The sequence below is a fragment of the Sphingomonas humi genome, assembly GCF_039536725.1.
Lineage (GTDB): Bacteria > Pseudomonadota > Alphaproteobacteria > Sphingomonadales > Sphingomonadaceae > Sphingomicrobium > Sphingomicrobium humi.
In genome coordinates, this window is the sequence record NZ_BAAAZD010000001.1 from 136,682 (window position 1) to 152,035 (window position 15,354).

General features: G+C 66.9%; 15 protein-coding genes. 11 read left to right on the plus strand and 4 right to left on the minus strand.

Translation table 11 applies throughout. The features are described from left to right. The first annotated feature begins 36 nt into the window (after positions 1 to 36). From lptF to ABD729_RS00580, 6 genes are all read left to right on the plus strand, one after another. Positions 37 to 1,239: an LPS export ABC transporter permease LptF gene (gene lptF / locus ABD729_RS00555; RefSeq protein WP_344708209.1), complete on the plus strand. Its 1,203-nt coding sequence runs from the start codon at positions 37 to 39 to the stop codon at positions 1,237 to 1,239. Between the two features lie 7 nt (positions 1,240 to 1,246). Next, on the plus strand, positions 1,247 to 2,344 hold the full coding sequence (lptG, locus tag ABD729_RS00560; RefSeq protein ID WP_344708210.1) for an LPS export ABC transporter permease LptG: 1,098 nt from the start codon (positions 1,247 to 1,249) through the stop codon (positions 2,342 to 2,344). 38 nt (positions 2,345 to 2,382) lie between these two features. Further along, on the plus strand, positions 2,383 to 3,060 hold the full coding sequence (locus ABD729_RS00565) for a DsbA family protein (protein ID WP_344708211.1): 678 nt from the start codon (positions 2,383 to 2,385) through the stop codon (positions 3,058 to 3,060). A gap of 159 nt (positions 3,061 to 3,219) precedes the next feature. After that, entirely contained in the window at positions 3,220 to 3,957 is a 738-nt protein-coding gene (locus ABD729_RS00570; RefSeq protein ID WP_344709601.1) for a sterol desaturase family protein, read from the plus strand. Between the two features lie 88 nt (positions 3,958 to 4,045). Further along, on the plus strand, positions 4,046 to 4,954 hold the full coding sequence (ubiA, locus tag ABD729_RS00575; RefSeq protein WP_344708212.1) for a 4-hydroxybenzoate octaprenyltransferase: 909 nt from the start codon (positions 4,046 to 4,048) through the stop codon (positions 4,952 to 4,954). Positions 4,955 to 4,970: 16 nt separating this feature from the next. Further along, positions 4,971 to 6,317 (plus strand): TldD/PmbA family protein, encoded by a 1,347-nt coding sequence (locus ABD729_RS00580; RefSeq protein WP_344708213.1) that lies wholly within the window; start codon positions 4,971 to 4,973, stop codon positions 6,315 to 6,317. Here the strand turns inward: ABD729_RS00580 and ABD729_RS00585 are convergent. After that, entirely contained in the window at positions 6,314 to 7,255 is a 942-nt protein-coding gene (locus ABD729_RS00585) for an Mrp/NBP35 family ATP-binding protein (protein WP_344708214.1), read from the minus strand. The genes ABD729_RS00580 and ABD729_RS00585 overlap by 4 nt on opposite strands. A gap of 94 nt (positions 7,256 to 7,349) precedes the next feature. Here ABD729_RS00585 and hflK point away from each other — a divergent pair, with 94 nt between their 5' ends. The 5 genes from hflK (at position 7,350) to ABD729_RS00610 (ending at position 13,841) form a co-directional block, all read left to right on the plus strand. Continuing rightward, positions 7,350 to 8,477: an FtsH protease activity modulator HflK gene (gene hflK / locus ABD729_RS00590; RefSeq protein WP_425564803.1), complete on the plus strand. Its 1,128-nt coding sequence runs from the start codon at positions 7,350 to 7,352 to the stop codon at positions 8,475 to 8,477. After that, complete coding sequence (gene hflC, locus ABD729_RS00595) at positions 8,477 to 9,337, plus strand: protease modulator HflC (RefSeq protein WP_425564861.1); 861 nt, start codon at positions 8,477 to 8,479, stop codon at positions 9,335 to 9,337. Before hflK ends, hflC begins: the two co-directional genes overlap by 1 nt. Positions 9,338 to 9,414: 77 nt before the next feature. Further along, on the plus strand, positions 9,415 to 10,974 hold the full coding sequence (locus ABD729_RS00600) for a Do family serine endopeptidase (protein ID WP_344708217.1): 1,560 nt from the start codon (positions 9,415 to 9,417) through the stop codon (positions 10,972 to 10,974). An 84-nt stretch (positions 10,975 to 11,058) separates the two neighbouring features. After that, positions 11,059 to 12,690: a helicase HerA-like domain-containing protein gene (locus ABD729_RS00605; protein ID WP_344708218.1), complete on the plus strand. Its 1,632-nt coding sequence runs from the start codon at positions 11,059 to 11,061 to the stop codon at positions 12,688 to 12,690. Positions 12,691 to 12,698: 8 nt separating this feature from the next. Continuing rightward, a complete protein-coding gene (locus tag ABD729_RS00610; RefSeq protein ID WP_344708219.1) occupies positions 12,699 to 13,841 on the plus strand; it encodes an N-acetyltransferase in 1,143 nt (380 codons plus the stop codon). Here ABD729_RS00610 and ABD729_RS00615 read toward each other — a convergent pair. The 3 genes from ABD729_RS00615 to ABD729_RS00625 all read right to left on the minus strand — a co-directional run bounded on the left by ABD729_RS00615 (position 13,838) and on the right by ABD729_RS00625 (position 15,339). Further along, on the minus strand, positions 13,838 to 14,113 hold the full coding sequence (locus ABD729_RS00615; protein WP_344708221.1) for a PilZ domain-containing protein: 276 nt from the start codon (positions 14,111 to 14,113) through the stop codon (positions 13,838 to 13,840). The two genes, ABD729_RS00610 and ABD729_RS00615, sit on opposite strands and share 4 nt — an antisense overlap. Before the next feature lie 90 nt (positions 14,114 to 14,203). Continuing rightward, complete coding sequence (gene xth, locus ABD729_RS00620; RefSeq protein WP_344708223.1) at positions 14,204 to 14,977, minus strand: exodeoxyribonuclease III; 774 nt, start codon at positions 14,975 to 14,977, stop codon at positions 14,204 to 14,206. A gap of 38 nt (positions 14,978 to 15,015) precedes the next feature. Continuing rightward, complete coding sequence (locus tag ABD729_RS00625) at positions 15,016 to 15,339, minus strand: HesB/IscA family protein (RefSeq protein ID WP_425564804.1); 324 nt, start codon at positions 15,337 to 15,339, stop codon at positions 15,016 to 15,018. Positions 15,340 to 15,354 lie beyond the last annotated feature (15 nt).

Genomic DNA, 15,354 nt, shown 5'->3' on the forward strand with positions numbered 1-15,354 from the left:
AAATCATGGTCTTGAGGGGTCGAACCGAACAAACCCATGCCGCTGATCGATCGCTACATTGCCCGGGCAATCGCCATTCCGCTGGCCGGCACCCTGGTGCTGGCGGCGATGCTGCTCGTGCTCGACAAGCTGCTGCGGCTGATGGACTTCGTGATCAACCTTGGCGGACCGGTCAGCGTCGTGTGGCGGATGCTTGCCAACCTGCTGCCCGAATATTTCGCCCTCGGCATCCCGGTCGGCCTTCTGCTCGGTATCCTTCTCGCCTTTCGTGGGCTCGCCATGTCGAGCGAACTCGATGCGCTACGCGGCGTCGGGACCGGTTTCGGCCGATTGCTCCGCGTGCCTTTCGCCTACGCCATCGTGCTGGCGGCGATGAACCTCTTTCTCGTCGGCTGGCTCCAGCCCTGGACCCATTACGGTTATGAGCGCCTGCGCTTCGACCTGCGGTCGGGCGCGCTGGGGGCGAGCCTGCAGGTTGGCGAATTCAACACCCTGTCCAAGCGCTTCACGATCCGCATCGACCGCAGCGAAAGCGGCGGCACCAAGCTCCACGGCCTGTTCGTGCAGGCCGATGACCAGAAGGGCGGCGGCGTGGTCGCCACCGCCGCGCATGGCCAGTTCCTCGCAACGGACGATCCCGACACGATCCTGCTTCGGCTGGAGCAAGGCCGACTGATCCAGCAGAGCCCGCAGTTCGCCACTCCGCGAACGCTCGGCTTCCAGAGTTACGATCTCCCGATCAAGCTGCCCCGCGTCGACAGCTTTCGCGCCCGTGCCCAGAACGATGCGGAAGAGATGACCCTGCCGGAGATCATCCACGCCAGCTACGGCGGCGGTGCGTCAGGCGAGGAAAATCTGGCGGCTCGGGCCAACCTCCATTTCCGCATGGTGGAGGTGATCCTGATGCTGCTCCTGCCAATGCTCGCGGTGTCGCTGGCGGTGCCGCCCAAGCGCTCCAGTTCGAGCCTCGGGATCTTCATCGGGATCGTGATGGTGGTCGCCTATCATAAGATCAATCAATGGGCCGAGGATGCGGGAGCGCGCGGCGACTATCCTGTCGAACTCGTCATGTATTTGCCTTTTGTGCTGTTCGCCGGACTGATCCTGTGGATGTACCTGACCCTCGCGACCAAGCCGGGTGGCCAGCCGATCGGCGCACTCGAGCGTGGCGGCGCCAAGCTGATGCAGTTCATCAAGCGGGTGCTGCCAAAGCCGCGCCGCCACCGGGCGCCGGCGTGAGCTGCCGATGATTAACCTCAATTTCTTCCCGTCCTGGCGGCTCGCCCGCTACACGGTCTGGCTCTACGTCTCGCGCAGCCTCGCGGTGCTCCTGTCTCTCAGCATCGTTCTGATGATGCTGAACCTCCTGTCGGAATCGGGCAAGATCCTGGCGGTGCCCGGCAATGGTGAGGGCGAGCTGTGGAGCTATGTCGGTTACCGTTACCCGCAGCTCCTGTCCTTCGCCTTTCCCTTTTCCTTCCTGCTTGGTGCACTGATCACCTTCACGACGCTCAATCAGAACAGCGAAGTCGTGGCGATGAAGGCGGCGGGCCTGTCCGCGCACCAGTTGCTCGCTCCGCTGATCGCCGCGAGCCTCGCGGTCGCGGGCTTCGCCTTCGCCTTCAACGAGATGATCGTGGTGAAGGGGTCGCGGCAGCTCAGCGCCTGGAGCGACAACAATTACCAGCCCGTTCCACCCGACAGCGGTATCCTCAGCAATGTCTGGGTGGTTTCCGGCGACGACCTCGTCCAGGCGAGGATCGTCACCGGGCGCGGGACCGGGGTCCGGCTGCAGGGCGTGCGCCTGTTCGAGCGTCAGAACATCACTATTAACCGGATCATCGATGCCAAAAGCGCCCGGCCGGTAAATGGCGGGTGGCAGCTGCAGGACGCCAGCGTCTACGATTCGGCGATGAGCGCGGTGTTGCAGCGCTCCACGCTCGACGTCTTGAAGGGTGTCGAACCCCAGCGCTTCACCCTCGCCAAGGTCGATCCGGACGCACAGGATTTCTTCAGCCTGAAGCATGACATCGCCGAGATGGAGCGGGCCGGCGTCAATACGTCCGCCGCCCGGACCGGGCTGTGGCACAAGATTTCGCAGCCCTTGTCGACCATCCTCATGCCGCTGCTGGCCGCCATGGCCGCCTTCGGCCTTGCCCGCTCGGGCAAGGTGCTGCTGCGCGCTGCTGTAGGGATGGCGCTCGGCTTCGCTTATTTCGTGGTCGACAATTTCGCGGTCGCGCTGGGCAACATCGGCTCTTACCCGCCCGCGCTGGCGGCCTGGGCACCCTTCCTTTTGTTCCTGCTGATCGGCGAAACCGTGCTTATCCGGTCTGAGGAATGACCTTGCCAAGCTGTTGGGAAGCAATGACAATGCGTTCGATGAAAGCCGTTCTCGCCGGATTTGCCCTCGCTCTTGCCGCGCCGGCCCTTGCCGCGCCTGCAGCTCCCGCACCCGATCATCGCTCCGCCCTCCTCGAAAGCAGCGACGGCTGGACGTTCGGCAAGGCCGGCGCCCCCCTGCTGACCGAATATGCAAGCTTCGGCTGCCCGCATTGCGGCCAGTATGCCGCCGCCGCGGGCCCGCGCATCGACGCGCTGGTCAAGGCCGGGACGCTACGCTTTTCGTGGCGCCCGTTCCTGATATTTCCGCAGGACCGTGCCGCCGCCGTCCTGACCCGCTGCATCGCGCCGGCGCGCCGGCTGGGGTTTATCGAGGAACTGATGGCGCAGCAGGCTGCGATCCGCGCCGCGCTGACCGCCGCCGACCAGGACCAGAGCCTTCGCGGTGCCCTCTACGAAGCCGAGCTGCGCGGGCCGATCGACCAGGCCAAGGTCATCGCCGGGCAGAGCGGCATGATCCCGCTTGCGGCGCGCTTCGGCGTGACCAAGGCGCAGGCCGATGCCTGCCTTGCCAATCCCGTGCACCACGCCTGGGTTTCCAACGCCGACATGTCCGCCCGCTTGAACGGGGTCACCGGCACTCCCACCTTTGTCTGGAAGGGCGCGCGGCTTCCGGCGGGAACTCCGGACGATCTGCTCGCCCTTCTGCCCCAATAGGTCCTTTTGTCCCATTGTCGCCGCATTGGTGACGCAGGATCATGGGGCAACGGCGTGTTCCCCTCGGGAGCTGCCGCTTTCTTTGTTGAAGACAAGGTCAGGCACGTGAGCAGCAAGGTTAAGCCCGGTATCTGGAGGCGGTCGCATTATCTCGACCGCATGACCCTCAAGGATTTGTGGGTCGCCTATTTCCAGTATCCAGCGATCATCGCCTATCTGGGCCTCGCCGCGGCGAGCATGGTGTTGTTCGCTTATCATCCGGCGACCCTGCTCGAGACCGCGGCCTCGGCCGCCCTGGTCGTCGTGCTCTACCCGCTGGTCTGGTACTGCCTCCACCGCTGGGTGCTGCACAGCAACTGGATGTTCAAGGTGCCCTTCCTGGCGTCGACCTGGAAGCGCATCCACTATGATCATCACCAGGACCCGAATCACCTCGAGGTCCTGTTCGGCGCGCTGCACACTACGCTGCCGACGATCGCCCTCGTCACCGCGCCGGTCGGCTATGCCATCGGCGGGATCGGTGGCGCCGCGGCCGCGCTTGCGACGGGCCTGCTGACGACCTGCGTGTACGAGTTCGTCCACTGCATTCAGCACCTTGCTTACAAGCCGAAGAGCAAGCTCATCGCCGAAATGAAGAAGCGTCACATGGCGCACCACTTCCATGACGAGAGCGGCAATTACGGGATCACCAGCTATCTGTGGGATCGCGTGCTCGGCACCTTCTACGACCGCCCCGAGCGTCCGAAGAAGAGCCCGACCGTCTTCAACCTCGGCTACACCGAGGAAGTGGCGGTGCGTTATCCGTGGGTGAAGAAGCTGTCGGGCGGCATCGTCGCCACCGGCCACCCCCGCAAGCGCGGCGACAACAGCGCTTCGCACGAGCGCGAAGCCGCGTGAGCCATCGCGTGGTCCCGGCAATTGCCGGGACTTCGGGAGGTCCAGGCGCGTGGCTGCCTGAGGCGCCCTCCCGCGCCGAGGCGATGCGATGACGGACCTCGTCCCTGACAGTGAACGGCAGGGCCTGATCGGTGCCCTGCCCGCCGTCGCCCGCCCCTATGCCAGCCTGATGCGGGTCGACCGGCCGATCGGAACCTGGCTCCTCTTCTGGCCGTGTGCGTGGGGCCTGCTCCTTGCCGGCATGGGCGGCCGCTGGTACCTCCTCGGCTGGTTCCTGGTCGGCGCCTTCGCGATGCGTTCGGCCGGCTGCGTTTACAACGACCTCGTCGATCGCGAGCTCGACGCCAAGGTCGCGAGGACGCGGCTTCGCCCGCTCGCCAGCGGTCGGGTCAGCGTCCGGGCCGCCTGGACCCTCATCGCTCTTCTGTGCGCCATCGGCCTGATCGTCCTCTTTCAGTTACCCCTGGTTGCCCAGCTGACGGCGCTCGCCAGTGTCGGGCTGGTAGCCGCCTATCCCTTCATGAAGCGGATCACCTGGTGGCCTCAGGCGTGGCTCGGCCTTGTCTTCAGCTGGGGCGCGCTGGTCGGCTGGGCGAGCATCACCGGGGGGCTCGAGCCCGCCGGCTGGTGGTTGTGGGTCGGCAGCGTCTTTTGGGTGGTCGGCTACGACACGCTTTACGCCATCCAGGACAAGGAGGATGACGCGCTGGTCGGCGTCCGCTCCTCCGCGCGCCGGCTCGGTCGCCGCGCCGCGCTTGGAGTTGGCTTGTTCTACCTCGCCGCATTGGCAGGCTGGAGCATGGCGATCTGGAGCATTCGGCCCGAACCGCTTGCGCTGGTGGCGCTCGTTCCCGCTGCCGCGCATCTCTTGCGCCAAGTGCTGAGCGCGGACCCGGACGACGGCGACAAGGCGCTCGCGCTGTTTCGGTCGAACCGCTTCACCGGGCTCCTCCTCGCCCTCGGCTTCGCCGCGGTAGGGTTGAGCAGCGCGGCTTAACCGCTACATCGCGGCGATGTTGAGCGAACCCCAAGCCGCCGATCTTGCCGCCTCCCTGGTCGAAGCCGCCCGTAAGGCCGGCGCGAGTGCCGCCGATGCGATGATCGGTATCAGCCGTTCGAGCGGCATTTCCGTGCGCCTCGGCGAACTCGAGGACATCGACCACAGCGAATCGTTCGAAGTATCCCTTCGCCTGTTCGACGGGGCGCGCTCGGCGACGGTATCTTCCGCCAGCCTAGATCGCGCGGGCTTTGGTGAGCTTGCCGATCGCGCCCTCGCCATGGCCCGCCAGGCGCCCGAAGACCCTTATGCCGGCCTTGCCGATCCCGCCTTGCTGGGCAGCGGGGAGGCCGCCGATCTCGACCTGTTCGACGCGACAATCGCCCCCTTGGCCGAGCTCGAACGTCGCGCCCGCCTCGCCGAGGAGGCGGCCCGGGCGGTGGCTGGGGTCAGCAACAGCAATGGCGCATCGGGCGGCGCGGGGCAGAGCCTCGTAGCGCTTGCGACCTCGACCGGCTTCGCCCGCGCGGTGCGGTCGAGCCATTTCAGCTGCTCGGCCAGCGTCATCGCCGGTGAGGCGGGTGAGTTGCAGCGCGATTATGCCTCGCACAGCAGCCGGTTCCTCGCCGACCTCGATCCGCCGGATGAGATCGGCCGCAAGGCGGGCGAGCGCACGGTGGCACGCCTCAATCCGGCGCGGCCCGCGTCCGGGTCGTGCCCGGTCATCTTCGACCCGCGCGTATCGTCCTCGCTGCTGGGACATTTCGTCGCGGCCGTCACCGGCAGCGCGATCGCCCGGCGGACGAGCTTCCTTCAGGATGCGCTCGGGACCCAGCTGTTCGCCCCCGGCGTCATCATCCGGGATGATCCGCTGCGCCCGCGCGGCCTGCGCAGCCGCGCCTTCGATGGGGAAGGCCTTGCCTGCCATCCGCTCGACCTGGTCGCCGATGGCATCCTGACCAGCTGGTTGGCGACCAGCGCGGATGCGCGGCAGCTCGGCATCGCGCCGACGGGACATGCCGGGCGGTCCGTCGGCGGGAGCCCCGGGGCGGGTCCGTCCAACCTGATGCTGCTGCCAGGAGCGAAAAGCCGCGAGGAGCTGCTCGCCTCCGTCCCCCGCGCCATCCTCGTCACCGAGTTGATCGGCCAGGGCGTGAACCCCGTGACCGGCGACTACAGCCGCGGGGCCGCGGGCTTCCTGGTCGAGGGCGGTGAGTTAAAGGCCGCGGTGGCGGAGATCACGATTGCCGGTAACCTCAAGCAGATGTTCGCGACGCTCGAAGCCGCGTCTGACCTCGAGCTTCGCCGCGGGATCGACGCACCGACCCTGCTGATCCCCGAAATGACCGTCGCCAGCGCCTAGGGGTCGAGCCGCGCCAACACTGCTTCGGCGAGGGTCCGGAACGCCGCCGCGGCCGGGCCATCGCCCGCCGCCGGTGGCCGCCCCGCGTCACTTTCCGAACGAAGGCTGGCCGACAGCGGCAGACGCCCGAGGAAGGCGACCCCCAGCTCCGCCGCCGCCGCTTCCGCGCCGCCACTGCCGAAGGGATCCGACGTTTCGCCGCAGTGCGGGCATTGATAGCCCGCCATGTTCTCGATCAGGCCGAGCACGGGGACGCCGGTCTTGCCGAACAGGTCGATCGCCCGCCGCGCGTCGATCAGCGCGAGGTCCTGCGGGGTCGAAACCACCACGGCTCCGACCGGCCGCGATTTCTGGATCAGCGAGAGCTGGACGTCGCCGGTGCCGGGAGGAAGGTCGACGATGATGAGGTCGGTGCCGCTCCAGTCGCCCTCGACCAGCTGGGTCAGCGCCCCCGACGCCATCGGCCCGCGCCAGGCGAGCGCGTGACCGGGACTGACCAGCTGTCCGACGCTGAGCAGCTTCACGCCCTGCGCATCGACCGGAATCAATTGCTTGTCGCGCGCTTCGGGCCGCTGGTGCGTGCCGAGCAGGGTCGGCTGCGACGGGCCGTAGATGTCCGCATCGATGATCCCGACCTTGTGTCCCAGCCGCGCCAGCGCGATCGCTAGATTGGCCGAGACGGTCGACTTGCCGACCCCGCCCTTGCCCGACCCGACCGCGATCAGCTTCGGCCCGGCCGGCTTGCTTGCGGTAAAGCCGATGACGACGTCGGTGACGCCTTCTTCGGCCAGGCGCGACTTGACCCGCTCGCCAAGCGCTGCGCGCTCCTCTTCTGAAAGACCGGTGGCGTCGGCGATCACGCGCGCGGTTCCGCCATCCGCTTTCACCTGGCGGATCCGGCTTTCGTCGCTGCCGAACAGGGAGGGATCGAAGGTCATGGGGCGAAGCGCTTGCGACCTGTTGGCACCCGGCACAAGGGCCATTGTTTCACCCCCACTGTTAAAAGCGCGGCCCGCATCTATATCTGTGCGCATGAGTATGACTTCGGGGTGGGCAGCACGCGCGCGCGGCCTTTTTGCGGACAGCAAGGGACCTTGGGGTCCAAGCGGTGGATCAGTGCCGCCATCGAGCGGCGATACCGACAGCCCCGAGCCGCCACGGCCGGGCCCGTCGAGCCCATGGGGAGCGCCGTCCGGCATTCGTCCGGGGATGAGCGGTGCGACGAGCTTCGACGAGCTCATCGCTCGTGGCCGGGCCCGCTTCGGCGGCGGCCGTGGCTCGGCAACCCCTCCGAGCAAGTCGCTGATCGGCTGGGCCCTGCTCGGCGTGGTGCTGCTCTGGCTCCTGTTCACCAGTTTTCACCGCATCGCTCCTGAAGAGCGCGGTGTCGTCACCCAGCTGGGCCGCTACAGCCGGACGCTTGGTCCCGGTATCGGCTTCACCCTGCCAAGCCCGCTCGAGCGGGTGCAGAAGGTCGACGTGGAGAATATCCGTACCGTCGACCTCGGCTCGACCACGTCCGAAACACTGATGCTCACGGGCGACCAGAACATCATCGACATCGCTTATTCGGTGCGCTGGAACGTCCGCGATCCCGAACTTTACCTGTTCGAGATTCAGAACCCCGAAGAAACCATCCAGCAGGTCGCCGAAAGCGCGATGCGCGCGGCACTGTCCGCCACCACGCTGAACGAGGCGATCGGCGAAGGCCGCGGCGCGATCGAGAACCGCGTGCAGGAAACCATGCAGCGGATCCTCGACAGTTATAAGTCGGGCGTCATCATCCAGGGCGTCGCGGTCAAGCAGGCCGATCCGCCTGCCGCGGTCAACGACGCCTTCAAGGCGGTCAGCGCGGCCCAGCAGGCAGCGCAGAGCGACAAGAACCAGGCGCAGGCCTACGCCCTCCAGCTCGCGCAGCTGAGCCAGGGCGAGGCGACCGCCTTCGACAAGGTCTACGAACAGTACAAGCTCGCTCCCGAGGTGACCCGCCGCCGCATGTATTACGAGACCATGGAACGCGTGCTCCAGAACGTCGACAAGACCATTGTCGAGGCTCCGGGGGTTACGCCCTATCTTCCGCTTAACCAGACCCGTCCGCCGGCCGCTGCGGTGGCTGACGGCGGCGCAGCAGCCGCGCAGAGCGGGGGAGCCGGCCGATGATCGACACCCTGTTCCGCCGCCCGTTGGTCGCCGGCTTCATCATTGTCGCCCTGCTGCTGACCCTGCTGTCGAGTGTGGTGATCGTCCCCGAGACCCGCCAGGCGTTGATCGTCCGGTTTGGAAAGCCCGACCGCATCCTCAACCGGTCGCGGGCCGGCGACGTGATCGGGCGCGACGGCGCGGGCCTCGCGTTCAAGGTGCCGTTCTTCGAGGACATCGTCTGGATCGACAAGCGCGTGCGCGACGTCGACATGGAAAAGCAGATGGTGCTGTCGACCGACCAGCTTCGGCTCGAAGTCGATGCCTTTGCCCGCTACCGCGTCGTCGATCCGCTGCGGATGTACATCCGGGCCCGGTCGGAAGAGCGGGTCAGCGACGCGCTTCGCCCGATCCTCGGTTCGGTCCTGCGCAACGAGCTTGGCCGCAGGCCGTTCGCCGACCTGCTGAGCCCAGAGCGCCAGGGCGCGATGGACGATATCCGTCGCAACCTCGACGTCATCGCCCGTCAGTATGGCGTCCAGATCATCGACGTGCGGATCAAGCGCGCGGACCTTCCCGACGGAAGCCCGCTGCAGTCGGCCTATGAGCGGATGAAGACCGCGCGCGAGCAGGAAGCCCGCTCGATCCGTGCCGAAGGTGCCAAGCAGGCGCAGATCATCCGCGCCGAAGCGGACGCGTCGGCCGCGCGCACCTATGCCAACAGTTTCGGCAAGGATCCGGCCTTCTACGACTTCTATCGTGCGATGCAGGCCTATCAGCGGACCTTCGTCGGCGACGATGGCAAGGCCCGTCCGACGAATGTAATCCTCTCTCCGCAGAATGAATTCCTGCGGGAGTTCACCCGGGGGGGTGGGCGCTGAAGCGGTTCAATGCGCGTTCAGGCGACTGACCTAGCAGAAACGTATCAGGCCTCTACTCAAGGGAAGTTGAAGACCATATGAAGTTCGCCAAGGAGTTCCCCAGAGTGCGCTATGCCTATGGTGTCGCGGCTGCCCTGCTGATCGGCGGGAGCGCTTTCTCGGTCGCCACCGGCCCGGTCGGTGCGCAGGTCGCCCAGAACGCCCCCGCGGCCATGCCGCCGCAAGGCGCGCCAGTGTCCTTCGCGGACCTTGCCGCCAAGCTCCAGCCGGCCGTGGTCAACATCCAAACCAAGCAGCGGGTGCCGGTGCGGCAGGGCCAGACCGATCCGCTGGCCGAGTTCCTGCGCCGCTTCGGCCAGCCCGGCGGCGGCGGCGATGCGCCCCAGGGCGAGCAGCCGCAGACCCGCGAGTCCGGCTCGCTCGGCTCGGGCTTCTTCATCTCGGCCGACGGCTATGTCGTCACCAACAACCACCTGATCCAGGGGGCCGGCGGAACCGGAACGGTCGACAGCGTCACCGTGATCATGACCGACCGCCGCGAACTTCCCGCCCGGATCATCGGCCGCGACCCCGCGAGCGACCTCGCCCTGCTCAAGGTCGAAGGGAACAACTTCCCTTACGTGAACTGGGGCGACAGCCAGCGGGCGCGGGTCGGCGACTGGGTCATGGCGATCGGCAATCCCTACGGGCTTGGCGGCACCGTTACCGCCGGCATCATCTCGGCCCTGCACCGCGGGATCACCGGGGCGGGCGCCTATGACCGCTACATCCAGACCGACGCCAGCATCAACATGGGCAATAGCGGCGGCCCGATGTTCGACCTCAATGGCAACGTCATCGGCATCAACTCGGCACTGATCAGCCCGACCGGCGCGAGCGTCGGCATCGGCCTGGCCATCCCCGCCGAACTCGCAAGGCCGGTGATCGACAGCCTGCGCCGGGGGCAGCGCCCGCAGCGCGGCTATCTTGGCATCGGGTTGCAGACCATCGAGGACAGCGACGCCGCCGCCCTCGGCATCCCCAAGAACCAGGGCGAGCTCGTCCGCTCGGTCGTTCCCGGCCAGCCGGCGCAAAAGGCAGGCATTCAGCAGGGCGACGTCATCGTTCGCGTCAGCGGGCGCGACGTTACCCCGGACGAGACCGCTTCCTACCTCATCTCGCTGGTGACGCCGGGCCAGCGCGTGCCGATCGATGTCATCCGCGACGGCAAGCGCCTGACCGTCAACGCCGTGGTCGCACAGCGCCCGACGGACGAGGAACTGGCCCGCATCAGCGGGGCAACCCCGGACGCTCCGGGCTTCGATCCGAACGACCAGAACGCACCGGCGGTCCCGGCCGGCCAGGCGCTCGGCGTCTCGCTCCAGCCGCTGACGGCCGATATCGCCCGCGCAATCAACGTGCCGGCCGACACCCGCGGTCTGGTGGTGACCAACGTCAATCCCAACGGCAGCGCGTCCGATCGCGGTATCCGCCGGGGTGACGTGATCGTGTCGATCGACCGCCGTCCGGTGACCACCACCGCGCAGGTCAGCGCTGCGGTGGACGCCGCTCGCCGGGCAGGCCGCTCTGCCGTGCTTCTGCTGATCAAGCGCGGACAGAACCCCGAGACCTTCGTCGGGGTCGATATCGCCAAGTGATCAGGCGCGTCGTCCCGGCGGGTAGTCGGGACGACGCGTCACGGGCGCTAGGCAACCTAGCATTGCGCAATTAAGCTCGCCGGCATGAGCAGCCTCTTCATCGGTGCCCGCAGCGGCGGTGCTTCGCCCCAGAACCTCGAACTCAAGCGCGCCAATCGCCATGGCCTGATTGCCGGCGCGACCGGGACCGGGAAGACGGTCACCCTGCAGGGGCTGGTCGAAGGCTTCTGCGCCGCGGGCGTGCCGACCTTCGTCGCCGACGTGAAGGGCGACCTCGCCGGCCTCGCCATGGCCGGTTCGCCGACCGCCAAGACCCACGAGATCTTCGCCGCACGCGCCGCCGAGCTGGGCATCACCGACTGGCAGTATCGCGATTGCCCGGTGCAGTTCTGGGACCTGTTCGGCGAACAGGGCCACCCGATCCGCACCACCGTCAGCGAGATGGGTCCGCTGCTGCTGGCGCGCCTCATGAACCTGAATGACGTGCAGGAAGGCGTTCTGACCATCGCCTTCCACGTCGCCGACAAGGAAGGGCTGCTGCTCCTCGACCTCGACGACCTGCAGGCGATGCTGGTCGCGTGCGGCGAACGCGCGGACGAACTGACGCTCGAATATGGCAATGTCGCCAAACCCACCATTGGTGCGATCCAGCGCAGCCTGCTGCAGCTGCGCAGCCAGGGCGGTGATCATTTCTTCGGCGAACCTGCGCTCGAACTCGAGGATTTCCTGAAGCTCGGCGAAGACGGCCGGGGGATCGTCAACATCCTCGCCGCCGACAAGTTGATGGCCAGCCCGCGCTTGTACGCGACCTTCCTGCTGTGGCTGCTGAGCGAGCTGTTCGAACTGCTTCCCGAGGTCGGCGACGTCGACAAGCCCAAGCTCTGCTTCTTCTTCGACGAAGCCCACCTGCTGTTCGACGATGCCCCGCCCGCGCTGCTCGAAAAGGTCGAGCAGGTCGTCCGCCTGATCCGCTCCAAGGGCGTCGGCGTTTATTTCATCACCCAGAACCCGATCGACATTCCCGACAAGGTGGCAGGCCAACTCGGCAACCGGGTCCAGCACGCGCTGCGCGCCTTCACCCCGCGTGACCAGGCCGCGGTGAAGAGCGCGGCCGAGACCTTCCGTCCCAATCCGGACGTCGATGTCGCCAGCGCGATCACCGAACTGAAGGTCGGCGAGGCGCTCGTCTCGCTCCTCCTTCCCGACGGCAGCCCCTCACCCGTCGAACGCGTCCTCATCCGCCCGCCGTCGACTCGCGTCGGTCCGCTCAGCGCGCAGGAACGCGCGATCCTCGTCGGCACCGACGAGATCGGTACCAAATATGACACGCTGATCGACCGCGACAGCGCCGAGGAAATCCTCAAGGCCAAGGCGGGCGAAGCTGCCGCCGCGGCCGATGCGGCGCGCGCCGAAAAGGAAGACGCCAAGACCGCTGCTCTGCAAGCCAAGGAGGATGCCCGGCTCGCCAAGGAGCAGGCCCGCGCCGACGCGCTTGCCCAGCGCGAGGCCGAGCGCCAGCAGCGCGAAGCCGACCGCCAGGCCGAGCGCGAACGGGTCGCCGCCGAACGGGAAGCCGCGCGTCAGGCCCGCGAGGCGGCCCGTCCGACCATGTTCGACAAGGCGGTCCAGTCCGCCGCCCGCTCCGCGGCTTCCTCGGTCGGCCGGCAACTCGGCGGCCGCCTCCTCCGGGGTATCCTCGGCGGCCTCCTCAAATAAGGCGTTTCATGTCCGATCTCGTCATCCGGCCGATCACTTCCAAGGCCGACAAGAAACGCTTCGTCGACTTCGCCTGGGACGTCTACAAGGACGATCCCGCCTGGGTCCCGCCGCTGAAATCGGAAGTCCTTGGCCTGATGACGCCGGGCGAGAACCCGTGGTTCGAACATGGCGAGGCCGCCTTCTTCTTGGCCGAGCGCGGCGGCCGTCCGGTCGGCCGCATCTCGGCGCAGATCGACCAACTGGTGCTCGAGCATATGGGGCCCGGCATCGGCAACTGGGGCATGTTTGAAGTGCTCGACAGCGAGAGGGAGGCCGGCCCGGCCCTGATCGCCACCGCCGAAGCCTGGCTTCGCGAGCGGCAGATGACCCGCGCGCTCGGTCCGATCAGCATCTCGATCTGGGACGAGCCCGGACTCGAGATCAAGGGCTTCACCGATCCGCCGACCGTGATGATGGGCCACCACCGCCCGGGTTACGAAGCGCAGGTCGAGGCCGAGGGCTACACCAAGGCCAAGGACCTCTATTGCTACGCGCTCGATATCCGCGTGCCGCTGGAGCCGCTCGCCCAGCGCCTGATCGAATCGGGCAAAAGGTCGAGCCGCATTCGCCTGCGCGAAGTCGACAAGTCGCGCTTCGACGAGGAAGCGGCGATCATCCTTGGCCTGCTCAACGATGCCTGGTCGGACAATTGGGGCTTCGTGCCGCTGACACCTTCCGAGATCGCCTATGCGGGCAAGAAGCTGAAGCCGATCATCTTCGAGGACCTCGTCGTCATCGCCGAGGTCGATGGCGAACCGGCCTCCTTCATGATCACCCTTCCCGACATCAACGAATTGACCCGCGACCTTGACGGCAAGCTGTTCCCATTCGGCTGGGCCAAGCTGCTGTGGCGGCTGCGCAAGCCGCGGGTGCACCGTATGCGCGTGCCCTTGATGGGCGTCGCCAAGAAGCATCAGGGCGGCCGGCTGGCGGGCACGCTGGCCTTCATGATGATCGAATATTGCCGCCTCAACTCGGTGAAGAACTACGGCGCGAGCCATGGTGAGTTCGGCTGGGTTCTGGAGGATAATGGCGGCATGCTTGCGATTGCCGACCTGCGCGGGTCAGAGCGCAGCAAGATCTACCGGATCTACGAAAAGGCGCTCTAGTCGGCTGGCGGCAGGTCGGCGGTAGCGCCGATGAAACGGATCCCGGCCTCGCCGGCCAGCGCCCAGCGGACCTGCCCGCGCACCCGGCCAATCCTGGGAATGGTGAATTCGAGCACATCGCCGATCCGGAACCAACCTTCGATCCGGCAGCCTTCGAGCGAAAGATTGGAAACGAGCGCGTCGCGGCAGTGCCCGTCGGGATAATGAACCTGCGCCGTTAGAGCGACGTCATGGCGGTAACGCCGGTCGGGCCAGTCCTCGTCATTCTTCACGCAACAGCCCCGTAGGTTGGAGATCGCCCCTCCTACCGCCGCCATTAACTGCTGTTAATTAAAATCGTCGCTCGCGAAGCGATCTAGCCCTTAGGCTAGGGTCACCCAGGTCGGGGCGTGGTCGCTGGCCTTTTCCTGCCCCCGCGCCCAGCGGTCGACGCCCGCCGCCACCAGCCGGTCGGTGACCTGCGGGCTGAGCAGCAGATGGTCTATCCGGAAGCCCGCATCGCGCTGCCAGCAGCCGGCGGTATAGTCCCAGAAGGTGTAGAGTCGGTCTTCGCGCGGGTGCAGGGCGCGCAGGGCATCGGTCCAGCCTTGGTGCAGGATGCGTCGCCACGCCGCGCGGGTTTCGGGCTGCATCAGCGCATCATGCGCCATCGCCGCCACCGAGAAGACATCGCGATCCTCGGTGACGACGTTCCAGTCACCGGCGAGAATCACCGGGCGCTCTTCCGCCAGCAGCCCCGCCGCATGCTCGCGCAGCCGCTCCATCCACCTCAGCTTATAGGGAAACTTATCGGTACCGACAGGATTGCCGTTCGGCAGGTAGATCGACGCGATCACGATGCCGTTCACCTCGGCCTCGATGTAGCGGCTGTGGGTATCGTCCGGATCGCCGGGCAGCCCGACCCGCCGGAGATGAGGACTTTCGCCTCGGGCGAGGATCGCGACCCCATTGAAGCCCTTCTGCCCGTGCCACACCGCGCGATAGCCAGCGCCTTCGATGTCGAGCACCGGAAGCGCGTCGTCGGCGCACTTCAGTTCCTGCAAGCAGGCGACGTCGGGCTTTTCGCGCTCGAGCCATTCGAGCAGGCGGGGCAGCCGGGCACGGATGCCGTTGATGTTGAAGGTGGCGATCTTCATGGGGTGGGCTTAGCCAGCCTCACGCCCCAAGGCGAGGGTCAGATGCCGAAGCTCGACCCGCAGCCGCAGCCGCTGGCGGCATTTGGGTTGCGGACCTTGAAGGCCGCCCCGCCGAGATCCTCGACATAATCGACCTCGCTACCGTCAAGGAGGTCGAGGCTGACGGGATCGACCACTAGCCGGACACCGGCAGTCTCCGCGACGGTGTCCCCCTCCTCCGGTTCGCCAAGGGCAAAGCGATAGGTGAAACCCGCGCAGCCGCCCCCATCGACGGCGAGCCGAAGCACGGCCGGCTTGGCCTGCTTGTCGGCGATCAGCGCGACGCGCCTGGCGGCGGATTCGGTAAGGGTAAGGTTGGTCACGACAGACATGTAGGG

What these genes read in the sequence shown, in the direction of transcription:
- lptF (WP_344708209.1), top strand. Translation starts at nt 37, where the DNA reads ATGCCGCTGATCGATCGCTACATTGCCCGGGCAATCGCCATTCCGCTG.
- lptG (WP_344708210.1), top strand. Translation starts at nt 1,247, where the DNA reads ATGATTAACCTCAATTTCTTCCCGTCCTGGCGGCTCGCCCGCTACACG.
- ABD729_RS00565 (WP_344708211.1), top strand. Translation starts at nt 2,383, where the DNA reads ATGAAAGCCGTTCTCGCCGGATTTGCCCTCGCTCTTGCCGCGCCGGCC.
- ABD729_RS00570 (WP_344709601.1), top strand. Translation starts at nt 3,220, where the DNA reads ATGACCCTCAAGGATTTGTGGGTCGCCTATTTCCAGTATCCAGCGATC.
- ubiA (WP_344708212.1), top strand. Translation starts at nt 4,046, where the DNA reads ATGACGGACCTCGTCCCTGACAGTGAACGGCAGGGCCTGATCGGTGCC.
- ABD729_RS00580 (WP_344708213.1), top strand. Translation starts at nt 4,971, where the DNA reads ATGTTGAGCGAACCCCAAGCCGCCGATCTTGCCGCCTCCCTGGTCGAA.
- ABD729_RS00585 (WP_344708214.1), bottom strand. Translation starts at nt 7,255, where the DNA reads ATGACCTTCGATCCCTCCCTGTTCGGCAGCGACGAAAGCCGGATCCGC.
- hflK (WP_425564803.1), top strand. Translation starts at nt 7,350, where the DNA reads ATGAGTATGACTTCGGGGTGGGCAGCACGCGCGCGCGGCCTTTTTGCG.
- ABD729_RS00600 (WP_344708217.1), top strand. Translation starts at nt 9,415, where the DNA reads ATGAAGTTCGCCAAGGAGTTCCCCAGAGTGCGCTATGCCTATGGTGTC.
- ABD729_RS00605 (WP_344708218.1), top strand. Translation starts at nt 11,059, where the DNA reads ATGAGCAGCCTCTTCATCGGTGCCCGCAGCGGCGGTGCTTCGCCCCAG.
- ABD729_RS00610 (WP_344708219.1), top strand. Translation starts at nt 12,699, where the DNA reads ATGTCCGATCTCGTCATCCGGCCGATCACTTCCAAGGCCGACAAGAAA.
- xth (WP_344708223.1), bottom strand. Translation starts at nt 14,977, where the DNA reads ATGAAGATCGCCACCTTCAACATCAACGGCATCCGTGCCCGGCTGCCC.